This window comes from Coprobacillus cateniformis (assembly GCF_009767585.1).
GTDB lineage: Bacteria > Bacillota_I > Bacilli_A > Erysipelotrichales > Coprobacillaceae > Coprobacillus > Coprobacillus cateniformis.
This window is the reverse complement of sequence record NZ_WSNW01000001.1, coordinates 2,995,757-3,017,963: the sequence shown is the minus strand read 5'-3', so window position 1 is coordinate 3,017,963 and position 22,207 is coordinate 2,995,757. Positions and strand designations below refer to the sequence as shown.

At 31.2% G+C, this 22,207-nt stretch carries 28 protein-coding genes and 1 tRNA gene; 6 read left to right on the top strand and 23 right to left on the bottom strand.

The genetic code is table 11. The features are described from left to right. The first annotated feature begins 11 nt into the window (after positions 1-11). Both GQF29_RS14890 and GQF29_RS14885 read left to right on the top strand, forming a co-directional pair. Positions 12-734 carry a M15 family metallopeptidase gene (locus GQF29_RS14890; RefSeq protein WP_117599069.1) on the top strand — a complete coding sequence of 241 codons (723 nt, stop codon included), beginning with the start codon at positions 12-14 and terminating at the stop codon, positions 732-734. A gap of 78 nt (positions 735-812) precedes the next feature. Then, positions 813-886 (top strand) — tRNA-Gly (locus tag GQF29_RS14885). 351 nt (positions 887-1,237) lie between these two features. Here the strand turns inward: GQF29_RS14885 and GQF29_RS14880 are convergent. The 4 genes from GQF29_RS14880 to GQF29_RS14870 all read right to left on the bottom strand — a co-directional run bounded on the left by GQF29_RS14880 (position 1,238) and on the right by GQF29_RS14870 (position 3,881). Next, complete coding sequence (locus GQF29_RS14880; protein ID WP_117599070.1) at positions 1,238-2,185, bottom strand: ABC transporter permease; 948 nt, start codon at positions 2,183-2,185, stop codon at positions 1,238-1,240. Between the two features lie 12 nt (positions 2,186-2,197). Continuing rightward, positions 2,198-2,611, bottom strand: coding sequence for an ABC transporter permease (locus GQF29_RS18725; RefSeq protein ID WP_236916445.1), 414 nt, complete (start codon positions 2,609-2,611; stop codon positions 2,198-2,200). After that, the gene (locus GQF29_RS18720) at positions 2,545-2,769 is read right to left on the bottom strand and encodes a hypothetical protein (protein WP_236916509.1); all 225 of its coding nucleotides are present in this window, start codon (positions 2,767-2,769) and stop codon (positions 2,545-2,547) included. The genes GQF29_RS18725 and GQF29_RS18720 overlap by 67 nt, the downstream gene beginning before the upstream one ends. Positions 2,770-2,942: 173 nt before the next feature. Further along, positions 2,943-3,881: an ABC transporter ATP-binding protein gene (locus tag GQF29_RS14870; protein WP_054689270.1), complete on the bottom strand. Its 939-nt coding sequence runs from the start codon at positions 3,879-3,881 to the stop codon at positions 2,943-2,945. 228 nt (positions 3,882-4,109) lie between these two features. Here GQF29_RS14870 and GQF29_RS14865 point away from each other — a divergent pair, with 228 nt between their 5' ends. Further along, positions 4,110-4,940, top strand: a complete 831-nt coding sequence (locus tag GQF29_RS14865; protein WP_008790580.1) for an alpha/beta fold hydrolase — start codon at positions 4,110-4,112, stop codon at positions 4,938-4,940. On the opposite strand, the gene GQF29_RS14860 is transcribed toward GQF29_RS14865, so the two are convergent. Then, on the bottom strand, positions 4,937-6,109 hold the full coding sequence (locus GQF29_RS14860; RefSeq protein ID WP_117769017.1) for a PucR family transcriptional regulator: 1,173 nt from the start codon (positions 6,107-6,109) through the stop codon (positions 4,937-4,939). The two genes, GQF29_RS14865 and GQF29_RS14860, sit on opposite strands and share 4 nt — an antisense overlap. 161 nt (positions 6,110-6,270) lie before the next feature. Between GQF29_RS14860 and GQF29_RS18910 the strand changes: the two genes are divergently transcribed. After that, entirely contained in the window at positions 6,271-6,402 is a 132-nt protein-coding gene (locus tag GQF29_RS18910; protein WP_017143800.1) for a hypothetical protein, read from the top strand. Between the two features lie 33 nt (positions 6,403-6,435). Here the strand turns inward: GQF29_RS18910 and GQF29_RS14855 are convergent, their stop codons facing one another. From GQF29_RS14855 to GQF29_RS14840, 4 genes are read right to left on the bottom strand one after another with little or no spacing between them, the layout of a single operon-like run. Continuing rightward, positions 6,436-7,173: a DUF3784 domain-containing protein gene (locus tag GQF29_RS14855; RefSeq protein WP_008790578.1), complete on the bottom strand. Its 738-nt coding sequence runs from the start codon at positions 7,171-7,173 to the stop codon at positions 6,436-6,438. Between the two features lie 2 nt (positions 7,174-7,175). Next, complete coding sequence (locus GQF29_RS14850; protein WP_008790577.1) at positions 7,176-7,526, bottom strand: hypothetical protein; 351 nt, start codon at positions 7,524-7,526, stop codon at positions 7,176-7,178. Positions 7,527-7,539: 13 nt separating this feature from the next. Then, positions 7,540-8,181: a DUF3887 domain-containing protein gene (locus tag GQF29_RS14845; RefSeq protein WP_236916444.1), complete on the bottom strand. Its 642-nt coding sequence runs from the start codon at positions 8,179-8,181 to the stop codon at positions 7,540-7,542. A gap of 5 nt (positions 8,182-8,186) precedes the next feature. Then, positions 8,187-8,522, bottom strand: coding sequence for a PadR family transcriptional regulator (locus GQF29_RS14840; RefSeq protein WP_008790575.1), 336 nt, complete (start codon positions 8,520-8,522; stop codon positions 8,187-8,189). 143 nt (positions 8,523-8,665) lie between these two features. Here GQF29_RS14840 and GQF29_RS14835 point away from each other — a divergent pair, with 143 nt between their 5' ends. After that, positions 8,666-9,331: a hypothetical protein gene (locus tag GQF29_RS14835; RefSeq protein ID WP_008790574.1), complete on the top strand. Its 666-nt coding sequence runs from the start codon at positions 8,666-8,668 to the stop codon at positions 9,329-9,331. A gap of 155 nt (positions 9,332-9,486) precedes the next feature. After that, positions 9,487-10,029, top strand: a complete 543-nt coding sequence (locus GQF29_RS14830; protein WP_008790573.1) for a manganese efflux pump — start codon at positions 9,487-9,489, stop codon at positions 10,027-10,029. A 28-nt stretch (positions 10,030-10,057) separates the two neighbouring features. Here GQF29_RS14830 and GQF29_RS14825 read toward each other — a convergent pair whose 3' ends face one another. The 14 genes from GQF29_RS14825 to sufB all read right to left on the bottom strand — a co-directional run bounded on the left by GQF29_RS14825 (position 10,058) and on the right by sufB (position 22,203). Next, positions 10,058-11,155, bottom strand: coding sequence for a metallophosphoesterase (locus GQF29_RS14825; protein ID WP_008790572.1), 1,098 nt, complete (start codon positions 11,153-11,155; stop codon positions 10,058-10,060). A gap of 23 nt (positions 11,156-11,178) precedes the next feature. Continuing rightward, positions 11,179-12,537 carry an MATE family efflux transporter gene (locus GQF29_RS14820; protein ID WP_008790571.1) on the bottom strand — a complete coding sequence of 453 codons (1,359 nt, stop codon included), beginning with the start codon at positions 12,535-12,537 and terminating at the stop codon, positions 11,179-11,181. A 130-nt stretch (positions 12,538-12,667) separates the two neighbouring features. Beyond that, a complete protein-coding gene (locus tag GQF29_RS14815) occupies positions 12,668-13,093 on the bottom strand; it encodes a DUF1893 domain-containing protein (protein ID WP_008790570.1) in 426 nt (141 codons plus the stop codon). After that, positions 13,062-13,616 carry an ECF transporter S component gene (locus GQF29_RS14810; RefSeq protein ID WP_117769018.1) on the bottom strand — a complete coding sequence of 185 codons (555 nt, stop codon included), beginning with the start codon at positions 13,614-13,616 and terminating at the stop codon, positions 13,062-13,064. Before GQF29_RS14810 ends, GQF29_RS14815 begins: the two co-directional genes overlap by 32 nt. A gap of 10 nt (positions 13,617-13,626) precedes the next feature. Then, entirely contained in the window at positions 13,627-13,989 is a 363-nt protein-coding gene (locus tag GQF29_RS14805) for a MerR family transcriptional regulator (protein WP_054689276.1), read from the bottom strand. Positions 13,990-13,998: 9 nt separating this feature from the next. Then, entirely contained in the window at positions 13,999-15,147 is a 1,149-nt protein-coding gene (locus GQF29_RS14800; RefSeq protein ID WP_054325666.1) for an aldo/keto reductase, read from the bottom strand. A 14-nt stretch (positions 15,148-15,161) separates the two neighbouring features. Then, positions 15,162-16,169, bottom strand: coding sequence for an aldo/keto reductase (locus GQF29_RS14795; protein ID WP_160340832.1), 1,008 nt, complete (start codon positions 16,167-16,169; stop codon positions 15,162-15,164). A 118-nt stretch (positions 16,170-16,287) separates the two neighbouring features. Next, a complete protein-coding gene (locus GQF29_RS14790; RefSeq protein WP_236916443.1) occupies positions 16,288-16,671 on the bottom strand; it encodes a MerR family transcriptional regulator in 384 nt (127 codons plus the stop codon). 10 nt (positions 16,672-16,681) lie between these two features. After that, positions 16,682-17,020, bottom strand: a complete 339-nt coding sequence (locus tag GQF29_RS14785) for a GIY-YIG nuclease family protein (RefSeq protein WP_054689279.1) — start codon at positions 17,018-17,020, stop codon at positions 16,682-16,684. Positions 17,021-17,056: 36 nt separating this feature from the next. Next, positions 17,057-18,508: a methyltransferase domain-containing protein gene (locus tag GQF29_RS14780; protein ID WP_008790564.1), complete on the bottom strand. Its 1,452-nt coding sequence runs from the start codon at positions 18,506-18,508 to the stop codon at positions 17,057-17,059. A gap of 31 nt (positions 18,509-18,539) precedes the next feature. After that, positions 18,540-19,412, bottom strand: a complete 873-nt coding sequence (locus tag GQF29_RS14775) for a hypothetical protein (protein WP_017143803.1) — start codon at positions 19,410-19,412, stop codon at positions 18,540-18,542. A 14-nt stretch (positions 19,413-19,426) separates the two neighbouring features. Continuing rightward, positions 19,427-20,083: a sporulation protein YunB gene (locus tag GQF29_RS14770; protein WP_008790562.1), complete on the bottom strand. Its 657-nt coding sequence runs from the start codon at positions 20,081-20,083 to the stop codon at positions 19,427-19,429. 178 nt (positions 20,084-20,261) lie between these two features. Further along, positions 20,262-20,804 carry a 5-formyltetrahydrofolate cyclo-ligase gene (locus tag GQF29_RS14765; RefSeq protein ID WP_008790561.1) on the bottom strand — a complete coding sequence of 181 codons (543 nt, stop codon included), beginning with the start codon at positions 20,802-20,804 and terminating at the stop codon, positions 20,262-20,264. After that, on the bottom strand, positions 20,797-22,203 hold the full coding sequence (gene sufB / locus GQF29_RS14760; RefSeq protein WP_008790560.1) for a Fe-S cluster assembly protein SufB: 1,407 nt from the start codon (positions 22,201-22,203) through the stop codon (positions 20,797-20,799). Before sufB ends, GQF29_RS14765 begins: the two co-directional genes overlap by 8 nt. Positions 22,204-22,207 lie beyond the last annotated feature (4 nt).

The following is a 22,207-nucleotide window of genomic DNA, read 5'->3' as shown; positions in this document are numbered from 1 at the left end:
GAGGAACAAAGATGAAGTACAAACTTAAAAAATGGTGTGCTTTTTTACTAACATGTATAGGATTGATAAGTTTTAGTTTTATGATTTTCTTTTACTTTACAGATCAAAACGAACCAACTGTACCTGCTAGTCATAAAGCCACCCAACAAACCCAACAGACAAAACCCAAAAAGGATGAATTATTAACACTTGTTAATTACCAGAATCAGATTCCAGATAACTGGCAAATTGATTTGGTTAAATTAAGCAATGGCCAATCGATAGACAAACGCGCTTACCCAGATCTCCAGCAAATGATGGATGATGCAAGAGCACAAGGTCTTAGTCCCCTCATCTGTTCATCTTATCGTACCAAAGATAAGCAGCAAAGACTTTTCAACAATGAAGTTGTTGCTTACCAGCAGCAATCCTCAAGTCAGAAAGAAGCAGAAGAAAAAGCCTCTTTTTGGGTAGCAAGACCTGGCACAAGTGAACATCAGATGGGCTTAGCTGTTGATATTGTCGCAACAAGCAATCAACAATTAGATGAAAGTCAAGAAAGAACTGCTGAACAACAATGGCTTATTCAGAATTGTTATAAGTATGGTTTTATCTTACGTTATCCTAATGATAAAAATCAAATCACTAAAGTTGGATATGAGCCATGGCATTATCGTTACGTTGGTAAAGAACATGCTCAAAAAATTATGAAAGAAGGAATTTGTCTCGAAGAATATCTGGATAAATATTTTTAAAAAAATTCACAAAACCTCTTGCAATATTTTCATTATAATGGTATTATATACAAGCAGTAGTTGAGATGCTCTGTATATGCGGGTGTAGTTCAATGGTAGAACTTCAGCCTTCCAAGCTGACTACGTGGGTTCGATTCCCATCACCCGCTCCATATGATGATTAACACTTACTTCTTGTAAGTGTTTTATTTTATACTTAACCTAGAGAATGATTACAAGAGTCCAGCTCTGTTTGATTTTTTGCCCTCTGGATTATATTAGTCTGTCTATCAGATAATATTCATTGTCTGTAAGTCTTTTGATATGGACTGATAAATACTGATATCATGATGAGATAGTAATCTTAGACATAATAGCAGAATAAAGAAAGAACAAAACAAAGATACATATCACAAGCAGCAAACCAAAATATGTAATAAGCAAATATATTTCATAAAATATTTAACTCCTCCAAATTCTTAATAAATAAAAAGACCTTACTTTTTTATGAAGTAAGGTTTTCATTATCTATTTGGTAATTTTTTCTTTTCAATAATAATGGCTATAACAATAAATAAAATTGATATAACAGCAACATACAATATTCCTAATACAGGTACTGCCGTATGGTTTTCAAGAGACAACAACAATGACATGATTTGTTTTTGAGGAAAAACCTGAACAACTGCATTAAAGATTTCATTATCAGTCACCTGAACAAATCCACCTGAAACAATCGTCCCCACAATAGCAAACATATTACCAAGCATCATACTTTCCTCTAGTGTTTTTGATAAAACATTAATCCAAAGGCCAAATGCAGTTGCAAAAAAGCATAACAACATTAAGGTGAGAACAAATTGCCATAAAGCAATAGACAATGCGATATCAAAAATAAATAGAGCTCCACATATCACAGTAACAGCTGGAACAAATAGAAAACTAAAAACAACAATAAAATGACTTAACATATATTGATAACAATGTACTGAGGTTCCTAGTATCCTTTTATTAATCCCTTTTCTTTCATCAAAATAATATGAATAAATCTGAACTCCCAATAATGAAATAACCATCATTAAAAAACCTAGAATATTAGAGGCAGTTCCACGCCCTTTATCAGTAGATAGAGAATCTATTTGACCATTCATCAACAATTGGATAGCCTGATTATACTCTTCACCTTTTGTAGATAATACTTTGACATTGAGTCCTTCCTGATAAACAACAGCATCATATTGATTTAAAACCATCTGTGAATTTTTTGGAATCTCTTTTAATGGAATATATTGAATTTCATCATTAACAACTGTTTCAATATCCCCCACGACTCCTATTTGCATTTGATAAGACATAGTGTTCGTAAAATAAACAGCAATACCCATCACAATTGGAATTAAAACAAGATAAACTATTAAAAACGCTTTATCATGGCTAATACGATAAAATATTAATTTCATGAGTTTTAACATAATTCTTTCCTCCTAAATATAATCCTGGGGACGATAATTTCTATGAACAATCAGCAATAACAACAAAGATAAAGCAAGGAGTCCAAGAATAATCCACCAATAATTTGAACTGACTCCATCATAAATCAGCTGAAAGACACAGTCCACAGTCCATTTAATTGGAGAAAAGCTTGCAATTTTCTCAAAGAATGCTCCTAAACTTGCAATAGGAAAGAATATTCCTGATAGGAAGCCTAAAACTGCTGTTGAGTTTGATAAAATTATATTTGTCATTTCTTCATTACGGATAGTAACACAAATGGCACTGCTTAGTAATGTCAGAAACAAGACAAAATGACTTAATAACAAAATAACATAGATCATATTATTGCCACCAAAATTAACAAAAGAAACCCCTGAAAGACAATGATATTGAATGCTAGACATAATGACATAAATAGAAAGCAAGCCAATATTTTAGAAGAATAAACACTCACTCTTGATACTGGGCTATAAAAAATTCTTGTATTTGCATTTTTAAGATGTTTTTCCAAGAAAATATTCGCAGGAACAGTCGCTCCCATCATAGCAATAAAAATAATCATAGTCACACCATAAAAATCATAAGAACTGACCAAAGATGTGTTATACAGATTCTCAAATAAAAAACCCATTAATGAAATTAAAACAGTTGGAAAGATAAGAAAGATGCCTATAGTGCCAGGCGTTAAGAGATGATTTAAAGTTTGTTTAAATAAAGTCTAAAAGCCTCTCATCATCAATCCCTCAACTTCTTTCCTGTTAATTCCAAAAAGACCATCTCTAAATTTCCTTCTTCTGTTTCCATTTTTGTAATATGACAGTTCTGTTGAACCAATAACAAAATGATTTTATCTAATGCATCATCATTCTTAGAAACTGTAATCTTGAGCGAATCTTCAGTTTGTTCCACCGCTTCAACACCATCAATATCTGATAGTTGTTTTTCAACATCTGATGAGAACTTCTCTAAATATAATTTATATACCAATGTATCTTTATATCTTTCTAAAAGCTGTTTCAATGTTCCTTCAGCTATTTTTGTTCCTTTATCCATAATGACTATACGATCAGCTATTTCTTCGACTTCTTCCATATAATGAGTTGTATAAATAATTGTTGTCCCCATTTCCTTTAAACGTTTTAATGAAGATAAAATATGATTTCTAGATTGTGGGTCAATCCCTACAGTCGGCTCATCTAAAATCAACAATTTGGGTTGATGGGCAATTGCACAAGCAATATTTAATCTTCGTTTCATCCCACCACTAAATGTTTTAGGTGCATCATTTTTTTTATCTTCTAATCCTACAAATGCTAATGCATTCATCACACGTTCTTCTAATTGATTCTTTTTAAGACCATACAACGATGCAAAGAAAGCAACATTGCGATATGCTGAAATATCTTCATAAATCGCTATCTCTTGAGGGACAATACCTAATTGTCCTTTAATTTCATTGATATGTGATTCTAATGGTAAGTTAAATATATTTATCTTGCCAGCATCATTTTTTAAGATTGTAGACAGAATGCTAATTGTTGTACTTTTACCTGCTCCATTAGGACCTAACAAGCCAAGAATTTCACCTTCATTGACATGAAAAGACAAATCATTCACCGCTTTATTTTCACGATAACTTTTTTCTATATGTTGAACTTCTAAAATTTTATTCATACTATTTCCTCCTTGTCACCACTATAAAGTATTTTCATGAATTGCACTACACACTCTACTTTCCTTTTGAGAAACTATTGGTTGCAAATACTGGTTGCGGGCATTTCAAACACACATTTTCATAACTAATCATCTATTTTATTTTGAAACAAATAGAAATGTTATTTTCCATTTTCTTATGAATGATTGCATTCCTTTATGAATACTATGAGAAAGAAAGGAGTCCTTATGTTTTATATTCAATCTAATGACTGTACAAAATTAGCTGTTTATGATTATAACCCTCATGGCTCAAGGACAATTATTCTTGTGCATGGCTGGCCATTATCTCACAAAATGTTTGAATATCAAATTCCCACCTTATTACAATATGATTACCGTATTGTGACAATGGATATTCGTGGATTTGGGCAATCTGATGAATCAACCTGTGGATATGATTATAATCAATTGGCAACAGATTTATTTTCTATTATTCATCAAATGAATCTTTACAACTTTGCTTTGTTAGGGTTTTCAATGGGTGGAGCGATTGTTACACGTTATATGTGTCTTTATCAGGGATATGGTGTCTCTAAACTCTGTTTATTAGATGCTGCTGTTCCAACTTATTGTCAATCACCCCAAAATCCTTATGGCCAATCTGTACAAGATACAGATAAGCTTATTCAACTGGGTTATCATGACCGACCAAAGCTTAATCAATATTTTGGGAGTATTTTCTTTGCAAAAAAACATTCTCATCCATTTATGAATTGGCTGCAAGGTATCAGTGATGATGCTTCTGGTCTTGGTCAGATGCAAACTTTATTTTCTTTACGTGATGAAAATGTGTTTTGTGACCTCCAATCCATTCAAGTTCCTACAGCTATTTTTCATGGCACAAAAGACCAAATTTGTCGTTTTGAAATGGCTGAGATCATGCATCAAAATATCTCATCTTCCCAATTGTTTCCATTAAAAGATGCTGGTCATGGTGCTTTCTATGATAATTTAGAGGAATTCAACAATTTATTAATTCATTTTTTAGATGATAATAATGAAAAGCAGACAACCTAGTCTGCTTTTTGATTGCTTATCATTTTTTTAATATAAAAAGCTAACATGTAGGGAAGTTTCTCTTCAAAAGTAGAAAGTTCACAACTTAGCAATTCTTTGATTTTTGTCAACCGATAATTAATCGTATTTCTATGCATGTAAAGATGTTTAGCCATAGCTTGCTGGCTTCCATCATACACGAGATAGTAATATAGCGTTTTCTCCAATTCCCCATGATGCTGATAATCATAAGCTAGTAAAGGATTTAACAATTGATGATACATATCTTCTAAAACTTGATGATCCTCAATTAAAAACAACAATTGATAAACCCCCATTTCATCAAATGACATTAATGGATAATCAAACTGTTGTGCCATTTGTTGAGCAGCATAGGCACGTTTATAACTTAAAATAACATTTTTATAATCAAGCATTCTTGTACCGATACCAATATGAATAATGATATCTTTCATTCTTTTTTTAGATCTTCTATACATTTTATCAACAATCTCTTCTAAAACATCAACTTCTAAATTATTGACAACCAAAACAAATGCACCATCAAACCAAAAGAAACTATAAGGGCTCTCAATCTTTTCAAAACAGATTTCCAACTGAAATGCTATACGTCTTCTTGCAATGGTATCAAAACGGTCTGAATCTTCTATCCCTATTAATAGAATCTGAAAATAGCCATCTACATCAAATGTACTCATAAGCTGCTGACGATATTCTGCACTCAAATGTGGATTTATAAAAGTTTCTTGAAAATATTTTGAAATCTGACGATCTTCTTTCTCAGAGCTTAAACATCGCATACTAAAGTCCTTAATTAAATCTGCCATATGCACTTCCCATGGTGTTGTCAACAATGGAAAATCCTGTTCGTCACAATACCTCAAAATATCATCCGGAATATCAAAAATATATTTCCCTGTATTTATAATCAATCCAACACTATGATATTTAACAAGACATTGTACAAAATCCAATAAAGCATCATGTGTCTGAAACCCCAATCCCGTTGTAACTGCCAATTCTTTTCCCCACAACTGTTGAATAATTGTTGTATCTTCTATCATGTGTACCCAGCTAATCGCATTGCTGCAACCCGCTTTACCAGCTAGTAATGTTAAACAATACTGATCTTGTGTTTGGACCAATGCATCCTCAATTGTAAATCCCATGTTCTCACCTTCTTTTCTTTCATTGTAACATCTTTTGTGCTTAATGCACAAAAAAAGAATGTTTTTTTATATTTTCTGTCTCTTTCATTCTTGTTTATATATTATATAATAGAATTGTATTAAAAAGAGAACAATAAATCATAAAAATGGAGGGAACAAAAATGAATATCACTTATGACTATTATCTTATCTCACATGCATCTGAAGACATCTATCCAGCATGGATTAAAAGTGAACGATATGACTATTGTGAAAACTTCACACGTTTCTTATCATTCTTCAGAAGAAAATAATATAATAAAAAAGCAGGGATACATCGAGTATCCCTATTTTTTTAATTTATCTTCAATTTGTTGATATAAACTTTTGGTTTTTGCTTCATCTTTATCATTAAATACAACAATGCCAGATTCAGTATGCAAAACAATATATTCTTTACAACTTGTATAAGCATATAAATTGTAATCTCCATAAGTCTTATTTTTAAAATGCCCAGCATTTAAAACTGCACTTCCTACACCAAATGTTCTCTTGCCTAACTCAATATCTGAAACATACTCAATATTCCCAATATTTTCATAATCAACTTCAATAGTTTTTGTTGCCCATGAATCAGACCCTACACTTAAATACTGATCATAAAATTCAACTTTTACATGACCTGTAAACAAAGTCACTCCTACAAAAAGACACACACCAACTGTAAACAGTCCACTCCAAAATCCTTTGCTTTTCAAGATACCTTTTTTACCTGTTTTATCATTATTTTTCTCACCTTTATTATTACAGAAAAAGCTTGTTCCAACAAACATAACAATGACTCCCAACAATATACCAATAGAACAAAAATAAACTGCCATCTCTTCAAAAAGTTGTGCCAACAATAAGGAAATTGTTACTATAAGACAACCAACACCTATAACTCTGCAAAGTTTCTTTTCATCATATTTTAACTTATCCTCAACTTTTGCTGTATTATAGCCCGCAATCAAGAAAGCACCTTTCCCCATGAAGAAAACAATTGACAAAACTCCAAAAATTACAATCATAATCCAAATAATCATTTTTAATCACCCTTATTCTTTATATATTTTCTTTTTAAACGGAAATATAAATATGTATATATCCCCGTAGATATCACAATGCCCAATAAAAATATTCCTATGATAATAAGCAATGAAGCACCGAGTTCAATTTGGTAAAACATAATATTTATACATATGCCTATGCCCAACATAAATCCCATCAGTAATTGTGTATCTTTTTTCCAATAAAATTCTTTTTGACTTTTCGGCAAACTTTCATAGAAAGCATATCCGTTATCCAGCATTCTTATCATTTGATTTGAAGAATGACGTATTTTATAAATTCCCCATATCAAAACCAAATAAAGGATATCAATAATCAGATACTGCATATCATCACTCTCCTTATTTCATATACAATCCTGAAAGTTTCATATCTTTATCAAAAGAAATAGTATATGTTACACTTCTTTGATCATATAAAGCAACTAGTTCTCCTACTACATTGACTTCTCCTTTTTGAGTCACTTCAGCATAATTTTGACTTGTAATCTTTTCAAATTCGCCAATATCGCCTAGCCCATTCACCGCTGTTTCCAAGCGCTCCTGTGACAATGCCCCCTGTAACTCTTGATTAGATATATCATGAATGGCTTGGTAGTTTCTTTGACTAAGATTGACTACAATATCTAAAGATTGTTTTTCAACTTCACTCTGCTGAAAATAACCAGATGCACCTATATTACTGACTTGTGGTATTAATGAGTTTATATAAAAGAACCCTGCTAATAACAACCCAATAACAACAATACCAATATAAATCCATACCTTCTTTTTCGGAGAACTATTTTTAACACCTAAATTCTCATTAAATTCATTAGCTAAAACATGGGGTTCACCTAATCTTTCTTGAATATCTGACCAACTCTCACCATTTTTCATTGCTTCTTGAATATCTGCATCTAATTCCTCACAAATTAAATTCTTTTTCTCCTTATTACAACCAAGACTCTTTTTAAAAACAGACATATATCTTTCTTTATTCATCTTAATCATTCCCCCATTATATCTGTAACTGTCTTTGAAAATTCAGACCATAATATCCGCAATTCTGCCAATGCTTCTTGACCTGCATCAGTTATTAAATAATATTTTCTTGAAATTTCCTTACCTTGTGGCTCACTCCATTGACTTACAACCAAACCATCATCTTCCAATCGATAGAGAATAGGATAGAGCGTCCCTTCCCTTAATGTAAACATTTCATGACTCAATTGTTTCATTTCGATAATCAATTGATAACCATACATCTTTTTCTGTGATAATAATTTTAAGACCAATATCTCTAAAACTCCTTTTTTTAATTGTCTTTCATATTTTGGATTCATTCTTTCATCTCAATTCTATTTAGTATTACTAAATACATTCTAATACTTATATATAAAATAGTCAATATCTTGTCAATGAATTTTATAAGAGTTAATATTTAGGACATACTATAAGTCAATACTATCATAGAGGTGATAAAAAAATGGCTCAAAAAAGATTTGTATTTGACGATGAAAAAGAGACTGTCCAAACACAACAATCACTTTCACAAATAGATCAATATGAAAACTATAAACACTCAGAAGAAAAAAAGATTATTGATAAAAAAGAAACAATTTCAAAAATACCTAAAGATTCTTTTTCCCCTCAGTATTCAATGAAAGAAACAAGAGAAGAACCTATTCCCACAATGATTCACAAAAAAACAAAACCTCAACAGACAAAACTTATAGAAACCAGTAAGGAAGAACAACCAAGAAATCGTTCTTACAGTAAAAAGCCAAGGCAAAAGGTTAAGAAGAAAACCAAGAAAAAAACCAAAAACAAAACAAAAGTTATTAAAGAAAAAAAGCATCGCTCATGGTTTTCAACACTTATTCTCTTTTTTATCAGTTTATGTATTATTGCAGGTATTTGTGTTGGTGGATATGTCGCTTATCAGTATTATTTAAAACAGCAAGATCAAATTAATAATCTCCAAAATCAGTTACAAGACCAAGAAAAAACACCCACTCAAGATCCTCCAGTTCAAGACACTCCTCAAGACCCTGAAGAACAAAAGCCACCACAAGAGAATCAACCAACTGAAACGCCAGAGACAACTCCTCAAGAAACACCCGAAGATAACAGAGATGCACTTACAGATTAATCCTATGATTCTTATAAAACTGCTAATTTACAAATAATTTGTTTAGCAGTTTTTATTATATTTAGGTTTTTTTAAATATAATAATTCCTCATGATTTTATCATATATTTATGTCCATTTTATATTTTTGACATAGTATAAATAAGGAGGTTCATTATGCATATACTCTCTGTCATTCTTTTTGCACTATCAGCCAATATTGATTGTCTCGTTATTGGTTTATCGTATAGTCTCAAAAAAACCATTATTGATATCAATAGTAATTTATTAATTGCCTTTATGTCAACAATAGGTACTTACTTTTCTATGATGCTAGGAAGTTTATTAACACGGTTCTTATCTATAAACACAGCAAACCATATTGGATCATTAATCCTCATCGTTATAGGTATCAGTATGATCTTACAAAAACAGCAGGATATAAAACAATTTCAATCTCATAAGAAAATCACACTAAAAGAGACTTTCTTACTTGGTTTTGCATTATCATTAAACAACATAGGCTTGGGTATTGGTGCAAGCATCACAGGCTTACCATGCTTTTACACCTGTTTAGCAACACTGTGTGCATCTTTTGTTTTTATACTCATATCTCAATGGCTTGGTAAAACTTATTTTTCCAAATATATTTCTTCTTATGCTTCACCAGTTTCTGGTTTATTAATATTTCTATTGGGATTCTATGAATTGTGTATTTAAAAATGTATCTGAAAACATTCAGATACATTTATTCTTTAACAATATCTACTATAACATATTCGCTATGAGAGCCAGTTCTTAGTGGATATCCCCAGCCTGCTATACCCGAAGACACAATAACTGTCATATCACTCATTGCTTGGTAACCGTAATTCATTTCACCAAACCCCAAAACAGAAGTGATAAGGCCCACAGGAAACATCTGTCCGCCATGAGTATGACCTGATAATTGTAAATCAACATGCAGTTCATTATTCTTTTGAAGGTCTACTGGCTGATGATCCAACATTAAAATAAAATTTTCGTGATTAACATTCTTTATCAACTGCTGAGTGTCTTCACGCTCACCTAAAGAACGATCTTGACGACCAATGATAGTCATTTCATCTTGTATATTGACTTGGGAATCCAAAAGAATAGAAATGTGATGCTCTTCAATACTCTTTTTAAGCTGAGAAGGTGTAAAATGAGGAGAATTCAAGTAAAGAGCTTGATCATGATTTCCATAAACATAATAAATTCCATATTGATTTTCAATTTGTCCCAATACTTCAAATGCTTCTTTCATCTCTTGATACGTTGTATGTTCATCAACAATATCACCACCTAACATGACAATATCAGGTTTCTGTAAAGAGATATCTTGACAATATTTTTCTAGTTCTGATTTATTCATTGTATTACCAAAATGTAAATCTGAAAGAAAGGCAATACGATAGTCTTGAGTTATGGTTTTGTGAGTTGTAACACTATAATGTATCTTCAAAACATTTTTCATGTTCCAATACCCGTATCCTAACATAAGAAATAAACACAATATAGGTATAACCCCTATTTGATAAACCTTTAAAAAGATTTGATTTGTCATATGAAACTTTTTGTAGATAACAAAAATGCAATCCATAATAATAGCAAATGCAAAGAGATGCAAAACAACGACAGCCCAAAAACTAAAGAAAGAAGAAGCTGGAAGAACAAAGACAACCGCCAATAATGCACATATTATTTTATGCCATTTGTTTATATTTTGAAAAATACAGAGACATATTCGTTTTATGAAAAAATAAAAGTATATAGCCAAAGGAATCATGATTATGATGGGTAGAATTCTAAATATAAAATACATATCCTTGTCTCCTCTCTTGGGTTTCAAACTGTTTCTTGATTATTTTTAGCACCTTTGATATAAGGATTATGATAAAATGACCACGCGAGTTGTAGACACATGCAGCACCAAATCACTGGTTCACATATAATCACACCAAAATAATGGAGAACAGGTATAAATAAAGCAACAAATACAATTTTGCCTAAACATTCAATAACGCTTGAAACTAGAGGGATAATTTTCATACCTAATCCTTGTAAAGAATTACGTAAATTTAACAGTATTCCCAAAACAGCATAGAATGGTGCATTTATTCGTAAGTACAAAGTAGCATTATCAATGACAGTAGGTTCACGAGAACCAGAAATCAATTGAACAAGTAATGGAGCTCCAAAAAATAAAATCACTGTGATAAGAGCACCCCATGCACAAGCAATAAGATTCCCATATCTGACCCCATCTCGAATTCTTTGTTGCTGATTAGCACCTTTGTTCTGAGAAACAAAAGTAGATAACGCCAGTCCTATTGTTCCAGCTGGCATCATACAAAATGAATTGAGTTTACGCGCAGTTCCATGACCAGCAATAATCAGATAACCAAAATCATTAATAGCACTTTGTAAAATAACAGTCCCAGCTGAAACAATTGACATCATAAAGCCCATCGAAAATCCTTGTCCTAATAATTCTTTATAAAGTCCCTTATCAACAGTAAAATGTTCTCTACAAGGAATCAAGATAGGTGTTTTTTTGTATATATAAAAAATACAAAGAATAACTGAAATAGCTTGCGAAATCACTGTAGCAACTGCTGCCCCTTGAACTCCCATTGCAAATTGCGTAATCAATAAAATATCTAGTCCAACATTAATGAGTGATGAAATAATCAAAAAAATCAAAGGCATAACACTATTCCCAATCGCACGCAACAATCCAGCACACAGATTATAAGCAAACATAACTCCTACAAATATGGTCACTACAAATATATATGAATATGCCTCATCTATAATATGAATAGGTGTATGTAAAAGTTGTAATAAAGGATATAGAAACAAAAGAGAAATAAGCATAATTAATAATGTCAAGCCAATACCAATAACAATTGATCCAGCTACCGATTTCTTAATCTGATTCTCATCATTTGATCCATAATTTCTCGCTGTAACAATTGAGAGTCCATTACCGACTCCCAAAGCAAATCCAATTAACAATTCATAAACAGCTCCACAAGCACTAATTGCTGCTAATGATGTATCACCTAAGAAATTCCCTACAATCATCGTATCCATTGTGTTGTAGAGTTGTTGAAAAATATTAGCAATCAGAATTGGAAAAGCAAATAACAATAAAGCCTTTAATATATTGTCTTTTAATAAATCAATTTTAAAATGAAACATATTTCCCCTCTTCCCTATATTAAGTGCATTCAATACACTCACTATAATTCATCCAAGTGCGTTTATCTGCATCTCAAACAGGCAAACGCACAAACCAAAATTCTCACTCTTTAATGATCAAACTCTGCTCTTATCTATTCATTTTTAATGCTTGCTGTTTAAGAATTAATGCTTCAAATGCTTCATTTAAATCATTGATGTCATAAACTGTTGCTTCCATTGGACACATTCCTGTTTGATCTCTATTTTCAATATAATCAACAAGTTTTCGATATTCAAAAGGAACATGGTATTGTTCTAATATTTCCATTGCTTTTTGACTCAAAACATATGCATAAATAAATTCAACACCTGATAGAATCAATAACATAGCAGTGGCTTTCCCAATCACTTTATCAACAACAATAGCACCTTTAAAAAAAGATTGATCATCTTTCATTGGATCTAAGATTGGTGCAATCCCCCTTGAATAAGAAGTATAATATTCACCATTCTTATCAGCAATGAGTGTATAATTTTCTTTATTAAGCTTCTCTTGTAAAAGTTTCAGGTTCATTGAAATATCCTCCTCTATCAACAATTGTAACAATTGCAGGGACAAATAACAATTGGATGACAATTCCTGGCAATCCTGTCATTGTTGCCATAATAACCGCTTGAATCCCACCTAGAGGAATTCCAAAAACATAAGTTGCAATAGAAATAACAAAACCATAAACCAAACGACCAGCAATCATAGAAAGAAGAAGTGCCATGACTGAACCTAATTTCTTTTTAGAAAAGTGGAAATGATGGAATAATAAACCACTTACCATCCCATAAGTTGCAAGTTCACTCATCATAAATAAAACTCTTTCTGCAGTAGGCATTCCTGTCACAACAAAACTTGTAAGTGGTGCAAAAATGCCTAGAAACAAACCATAAATTGGTCCTAGTAGCATTCCACCAATAAAAACAGGAATGTGCATTGGCAAGAAAACTGATCCAGCTTGCTGCATACCAATGAGATGAAAAGCTTGAGGTAATAATAATGATAATGCTAAACACATCGCTCCAAATGTTATTTTTCTTGTTTTCATAAAAATTCTCCTATATTTCTTTATTTAATATTTTTTCATAGTTTTCAATCTTATAATTTAATTTCTCTAATGATTTATGAATCAATGATTGTTTTTCAATCAATTTATCACGTTCATTCACTAATAAATTCTTACGTTCTAAAATCGTTCCATCACCCTGTTGATAAAGCTCAATATATTTTTGTAAAACTTGAATACTTAATCCAGCATCACGCATACAACTGATAAACTCTAAGCGTCGAATATCTTTTGGCTGATAATCTCGATTTCCCTTCTTATCTTTACTTACAGGATCTAACAGACCAATTTTTTCATAATAGCGTAAAGTATCCTGAGTCAAATGAAACATATCACTAATCTCGCATATTCTCATAAGCACTCCTTAGTATCCAAATAACCAAACTGCATCTTTCATCTTCTGAATAATATTAACTTCAAATGGACAATTTGATAAACACTTACCACATGCAATGCAATCAGAAGCATGATGTTCCAAAGCAGCATAATGTTCACGTACTGTTTCTGGAATTTCTTGTTGTGCAGTACATAAATTAGCAAATTTGTTAACATCTGCTACCGATATCCCTTTTACACATGGTGCACAATGTCCACAATATACACAATTTCCAATAAAACTGTGTTTTGGGACACGACTTAACACCTCTGCAAAATCCTTTTGCTCATAACTTGCATAACAATAATCTATAGCTTCATTTAATTCTTTGACACTATGGCTTCCTGCCATAACAGAAGCAACACCAGGTCTTGTTAAACAATAATGAAGACATTGTAATGGTGTCATCTTGACTCCAAATGGTGATAATTTTTCATCTAGCAGATCACCACCGCCAAAAGCTTTCATAACGGTCAATGAAATATTTTCTTTTTCACAGTATTGATATAACTCCTGACGCGCAGGATCAATTTGAAATAATGGTTTTTGATAATTCTTATCGTCCCATAAGTCATCTACATTTTCACTTGGTGGTAACATATCATAACATGGATTTATAGAAAACATTATCACATCAATTAAGCCTGTCTGTGCTGCCTGTAAAGCAATCAAAGGATTATGAGAACTGATACCAATTGTACGAATAATTCCTTTTTCTTTAAGTTCTTTTGCAAATGCAATCACTTCACCACCAAAAACTTCATCAAAGTCTTTTTGAGCATCAATATAGTGAATCATTCCAACATCAATATAATCAGTATGTAAACGCTCTAACAAATCTTGAAATCCTGATTTCACTTCATCCATTTTTCTTGTTCTTTCATATTGACCATTTTTCCATGTTGTACAAAGATGACCTTGAATAATCCAATCTTGACGATGATTAATAATAGCATTTCCAAATGCACTTCTTCCTTGTGGATTAGACGAAAAGAAATCAATAAAATTAATCCCTTCCTGATGAGCCTTATCAACTAAAACTTTCACCTCATCATCACTTTTATTCATAAAGCCTTCACATCCCAAACCAATAATACTGACTTTTAAATCAGTTTTTCCTAATCTTTTGTACTCCATATATTTTCTTCCTCTCATAGAAAAGTTTGATAATCTTCATAATTTTTTTGTAAGAGTTCTGGTGTATTTAAACCATAGGGACAATGAGTCATACACTTCCCACAATGTATACAGTCTTTAATTTTATTCATTTCAGCTTGCCATTTTTCTAAGAGCCAGTTTTCAGCAGGTGCTCTTCTTAACATTAAGGACATACGAGCACATTGATTAATGATAATACCTTGTGGGCAAGGCATACAATATCCACAACCACGGCAGAACTGACCAGCCAATTCTTTTCGATCATGTTGAATAATCTCTTCAATGTCTTTCGTTAAAACTGGTGCTTGCTTTTGATAAGAGATAAATTCATCAAGTTCACTTTCTTTTTGAATTCCCCATATTGGTAGTGCATTTTTATATTGTAACAAATAAGCATAAGCAATATCACTTCTTGTAATTAACCCTCCTGATAAAGCCTTCATACATATAAAACCTACATTATGTTCTTCACAAAGGCGAACCAGTTCTTCTTCCTTTTCACTTGCTAAATAACTAAATGGAAACTGTAGTGTATCATACAAATCAGATTCAATAGCTTCCTTTGCAACCTCCCAGCCATGATTTGTTAAACCAATATAATGAATTTTTCCTTGACTTTTAGCTTCTAGCATTGCTTCATACAAACCCGTTCCATCTCCTGGTTTAGGACAAAAAGATGGATTATGAAATTGATAAATATCAATATAATCTGTCTTTAACATTTTTAAACTTGTTTCTAAATCTTCCCAAAAAGCTTGAACAGTCGTTGCCATTGTTTTGGTTGATATATAAATATTTTCTCTCACATCACTTAATGCCAAACCAATTTTTTCTTCACTGTCACTATAAGCTCTTGCTGAATCAAAAAATTGAATGCCATTTTCATAAGCTTTACGCAAAATGATTTTTGCTTCATTTAGTGATACACGTTGAACTGGTAATGCTCCAAAACCATTTTTTTGAACACATATACCCGTTCTCCCCAATATAACTTTTTCCATTATTTTCATCTCCTATGGTTTCTATCATATCACTTAGAGTCAACTCTAAGTCAAGCCATTTTCTAAAAAAATAACAAAAAAGAACATTTTATACAAACGCTCTTTCTTATTATTCTTTCTAAGACATTGTTTTCTCTATTTCTAATAAAACATCATCATATGTTTCAATCTTTTTATTTAAATGCTCTAAAGTCTCTTGAAGTTCTTTCATTTTTAATAAGATGACTTCACGCTGTTTCATTAGAATTTCTTTTCTTTGTGGAATCGTGTGCTCCCCTTGATGAAGTAATTCTATATATTGTAATAACATATCAATGCTCAAGCCAGATAAACGCATACATTTTAAAAACTGAATTCTTTTTAAATCTATTTCCTTATAATCACGAATACCATTTTCATTACGTTTAACTGGATCAATAAGTCCTATCTTTTCATAATAACGTAAAGTATCTGCTGAAATATTATACATTGTACTGACTTCCTTAATTGTCAATTCAATCATCTCCTTTACTTTATTTTATCATAACTTTATGTGAAATAAAATCATATTGACGCTTGTACACTGCTATGTCAATTTTCTCTTGTAAATAAACAGATATATACTGATTATCAAAAATAATCTGTTCTTTCTGGGACTTATCAAGCGTTTTTAACCAGTATTCTAACTGCGATGCTACCCTGCGATCTTGACAACTCCAATAAGCTTCAATCTGTAAAACACCATGAACTCTTGTATATTTAGCTGATTTCTTCCCTTGATTCAAATGTTCCTGATAACGTCTTCTTATATCTGTTGTTATACCAGTATATAAACTATTATCTTTACATCTTAACATATATACATAATACATATATTCTCCTTTGAAAAAAGCCCTACAATGTAGGACTTACTTAACTTTAATAATAAAGAAATAAAACATGTTCTTTCCTCTAGGAACTTCATAATGTTCCTCTAAAGAAAGATAACCTTCCTGTAATCTTAAATTCTTTCTCACAAGCGATATTTCACTTGTATATAAGAAAACATAGCCTCCAGGTTTGACCAAACGACGAATACGTTCAAAGAATCGATCATATAGATTTTGTAATTGTTCTTGATCTTTCATTTGAGCAAATGTAGGCATATCAGTTATGATTTCATCAAACATCTCATTATTCACAAAACGCAATGAATCTTTATGAACAAAATAAATATTCTGACCAGCTAATTTCGCATTCTTTCTTGCCGATTCTATTCCTTGCCCATAAACATCAATTCCCATAACAAAATGAGCTGACTTTGCAAAACAACGCTCAATTAATAAAGTTCCTGTTCCGACAAAAGGATCTAAAACCTTTGCATCCTCTATCATATATGGTTTCGCTAATTGAACCATTGTAGCCGCAACATAAGATTGCATAGATGTTGCACTCACCTCTCTACGATACTGAAAACGAGGATTGTTCAAATGTATTAATCTCAAATAAGCATTGACTTTTCCTCTTTGTACTTCCTTAATGACAATTTCTATATCATAATTTTCAGTAGCATTCAACAATTTCTGAGGGTAAAGTTCAAATAGCTTTTCTGATATCTTTTTAATCAATTGAGGTTTCTTTTCACGCATAGCATCAACAACTCTAAAATAGAAAACAGAATGATCATCATATAATCTATCAAAGATATCTTCAATATTACATCTTTCAAAACCATTCATAATTGTTTCTAATGACATATCTAAACCAGAAGCACCCTGCAAAGGAATTAACATATCTTTATAAGTACGAATTGGCAAGAGATCATAAATAGAATCAGTTCTCACCAAGACACCTTGTGATACAGGTTTATATCTTAAATGTAAAACATCAGCAAATAATACAAATTGATAATAAGGAAGAGAAGTTAATATAACATCTACAGGTGTATGTTTTAATTTAATAATTTTCTTTTTATGAATTTGATTTTTCAGAATTAAAGGATTTAAAATCTTTAACTGAGCTTGAACATGTTTTGGAGTTGTATCTTCTAAATTCATCAAATGACTTTGAATCATTTGCAAATCACGAAAATACAGGCGACAATCCTGCATACTCATCCCTTTTAAATAAGCATCTTTGACGTAATCTGTTTTCTCATGTTTATAAGCTTCTAATAGAATATCTACAGTACCTGGATAATGTCCTAATAAGACAGCACTGTTCTTTCTAACTTTTGGATCTTCATCATTTAATAAATGAATAAGTTTATCTTTTAATTCAGTATCATTTTGAATTGATGCTTCTTTTTGTACTTGTAATTTTAATCCTATTAAAGATTCTCTAATTTGTTCATTGTTTTTAATATTTGTTGCAAAATCCATATATACTTCCCTTTCAGTTAACTAGTATATATTATACCATATTATTGTCATTTATCCAACTTATTTTAGGTAGTGTGACATAAAAGGATAAAATATCCATCATTTCCTTATACATATTTCTTTCTTCTTCTAAATGAAAATAATAATTTTGAATATCTTGTGTACTCAATTGTTTCTTTAAGAATTGATCAAAAAAGGTTGAAGGGTATAAAATTCTTGCATATAAATAAATAATTTCATAAACATCATAATATTGACTTTCTAACAATTCTTGAATATTTTGATAAGTTATAAAGTGACTTCTTAATAAATTTACAATTTGACGAGGTCGTGTTGAAATAGTATAGTTTGCCGGATTGACTATTTCATAGACATAATTTTGAACTGGATATGTGAGTGATAAAGATAAAGTTATTGAAGCTTCTTGATCAATAATAAGAATTTCATTGAGAATATTAATACTGTTTTCAGCAATCCCACAATAGTAATATATCAAAGATATCATATCTTGATCATGTTTGAAACTATATGCATAGTCTTGAACATGTTCTCTGACGCAATCAATTTTATGAATCCATTGTTCTTTTATATCTCTAATCTTCATTTTTTGATAAGGCAGAGGCTGCATAAAAACTTGCAAATATGACGAAAACGCAAATGTACCAGAATGATACATTAACAAGATATGCTGTTGTGAAACAATATCCTGATTATGATTTTTCACAAGTGAATAACCCTCAATACCACACATATGCATTAAATATCGATAATAACGATATGTGTCTAAAAATTTTCCTACATCTGGAACAAAGCAAAAATAATACAACTGATTCTGATAATGAAAATATCCATCTTCATTAAGAGAAACATCAATACCGTAATACATTTTTAAAATATGAGACATAGACATTCTTCTTTCTATTGAGAATATACGAGAGGAACTTGTCCTTGAAATATTTCTAATAATACTGGAATTTTAATACTGTGAGTATGATATTGTTCAAAAAAAGGATAAACCATTGTTAAATTCATATTGATTTCTATAGAGAGTTCAACCATAACATGGTTAACTCCATAATTCTCAACATTCTTGACAATTGAACTTCCTACACTTGATAAATGTTTATATCTAACTGGTATACTTGGTGAGACAAAGGAAAAAGCGGGCAGATTCAATAAAGTTGCTATGGGAATATTTGAAATAATCCCACTCCTACTAACCTGTTGCAAACGTCTTTGATAATAGCTATCATCACTTGCTAAATAAGTGCCCTCTTCTAAATCAGCATATGTTTTCTCTATATCCATAACAATCGCTGTTGCAAGTTGATTCACTTTCACCATATCAAAATCAAGCAATTCAATCTCATTGTCTTCACCTCTTTCAATAATGACTAAATTATCATATTGGGAGTCACTTGTGAAATAACAATGTGAAATAATCAATTGATTAAATCTTTCAATTTCTAATTTTCCATATTCTTTAAGACTTGGTATCAATTTGATATATATCCCCGTACCAGACAGGGCAATAATTATGAAAAACACCAATATCACAATAAGCCATTTTTTCATCACATTCACCAAAACATTATATGAAATGACAAAACAAAAAATGCTATATCCTATCTAATAAATCAAATAACACAATGATGATACTTAGTATTTTTCAAAGAACTCAATTTCTTTTTAAATATATCTTAATATTTTATATATAATGATATAGAAAAAAACACATCTCAAATAATGTGCTCTATTCCAAGATATTCTCAACAATAATTTCATCCAAACAATAATCATATTGATCAATATCAATACTATGAATATATTGAAACGAAAAAGCTAATCCTAATTTATATCCCTGATATCCACTTGCAAAATATTTATCATAATAGCCTTTACCATATCCAACTCGATATTTGAATTGATCAAAAGCTAATAGTGGAACAATCATAAGATCAATATCTTGAGGTTGGATTTGTTTTGTTGTTATGGGTTCTAAAACATGAAAACATCCTTCTTTTAAATCATCTAAAGATTCAATTTCATAAAAATGCATGATATCCCCATGAACTTTAGGAACACATACACGATGAGTCTCAAGAGTTTTTTTTATGAGTGATATTGTATCAACTTCATACTGCAATGAAACATAGCAAGCTATTAACTTTGCTGATTGATAATATGGGTGATGAATAACTTGATGATATATACTTTGATTATATAAAGAAAACGTCTCTTGATTTAACAAAAGACGTTTTTCTTTCATCATTTGACGAATGGATTTCTTATCCAATGCTATCTTCTCCCATATCAAGCTTAATCAACTGATTTAACTCTACAGCATATTCCATTGGTAATTCTCTTGAGAATGGTTCAATAAATCCCATAACAATCATTTCTGTTGCTTGTTGTTTTGTAAGACCTCTACTCATCAAATAAAACAATTGATCTTCAGAAACTTTAGATACTGTTGCCTCATGCTCAATAATTGAATCATTATTCATCATCATATTGGTAGGAATTGTGTCACTCGTTGATATTGGATCAAGAATTAACGTATCACATTCTACCTTACTTTTTGCATCCATTGCTTTTTTAGAATGTCTTACCAACCCACGATAATTGACTTTACCGCCATTTCTCGCAATAGATTTAGAAATAATCTGACTTGAAGTATTTTTACCAAGATGAATCATCTTTGAACCAGAATCAATAATTTGAACATCATCTGCCACAGCAATTGTAATACATGTTCCTTTAGACCCATCGCCTGCTAAAATGCATGTTGGATATTTCATTGTGACAAGTGAACCTATATTTCCATCTACCCATTCCATAGAACCATTTTTTTCAACCTTAGCTCTTTGTGTTACAAGGTTATAAATATTCTTAGACCAGTTTTGAATGGTTGTATAACGACATTTTGCATCTTCCAACACAACAATTTCAACCACACCAGCATGTAAAGAATCTTTTGAATAAGACGGTGCTGTGCATCCTTCTACATAATGAATATCAGATCCTTTATCAACAATAATAAGCGTTCTTTCAAACTGTGCCATTCTTTCAGAATTAATTCTAAAATACGACTGTAATGGCTTGTCTAACTTTACACCAGGAGGAACATATATAAATGATCCTCCAGACCAAACTGCTCCATTTAAAGCCGAAAACTTATTATCATTATAAGGAATAACAGTATCAAAATATTTTTTAAATATTTCCGGATACTCTCTGAGTCCACTATCAATATCTAAGAAAATAACACCTTTTTCTTTCACTTCTTCTAACATATTGTGATAGACCACTTCTGACTCATACTGTGCAGAAGCACCTGCTAAGAAATGCTGTTCAGCTTCGGGAATACCTAGTTTATTAAAAGTATTCTTAATTGTTTCTGGAACTTCTTCCCATTTATCAGTCAAATTATCACTTGGACGACTATAATATGTATAATCATCAAAATTCATTTGACTCAAATCAACACCCCAAGTTGGCATTGGTTTATCTAAAAAACACTGCAAAGACTTTAAACGATATTCTAGCATCCATTCAGGTTCTTGTTTGATTTTTGAAATTTCTCTTACAATATCTGCATTTAATCCTTTAGGTGTCTTAAACACTGAAACATCTTCATCACGAAAATCAAATTCAGTATTATTTGTAGGAATATCAAGATCTTCAATAGCCACTATC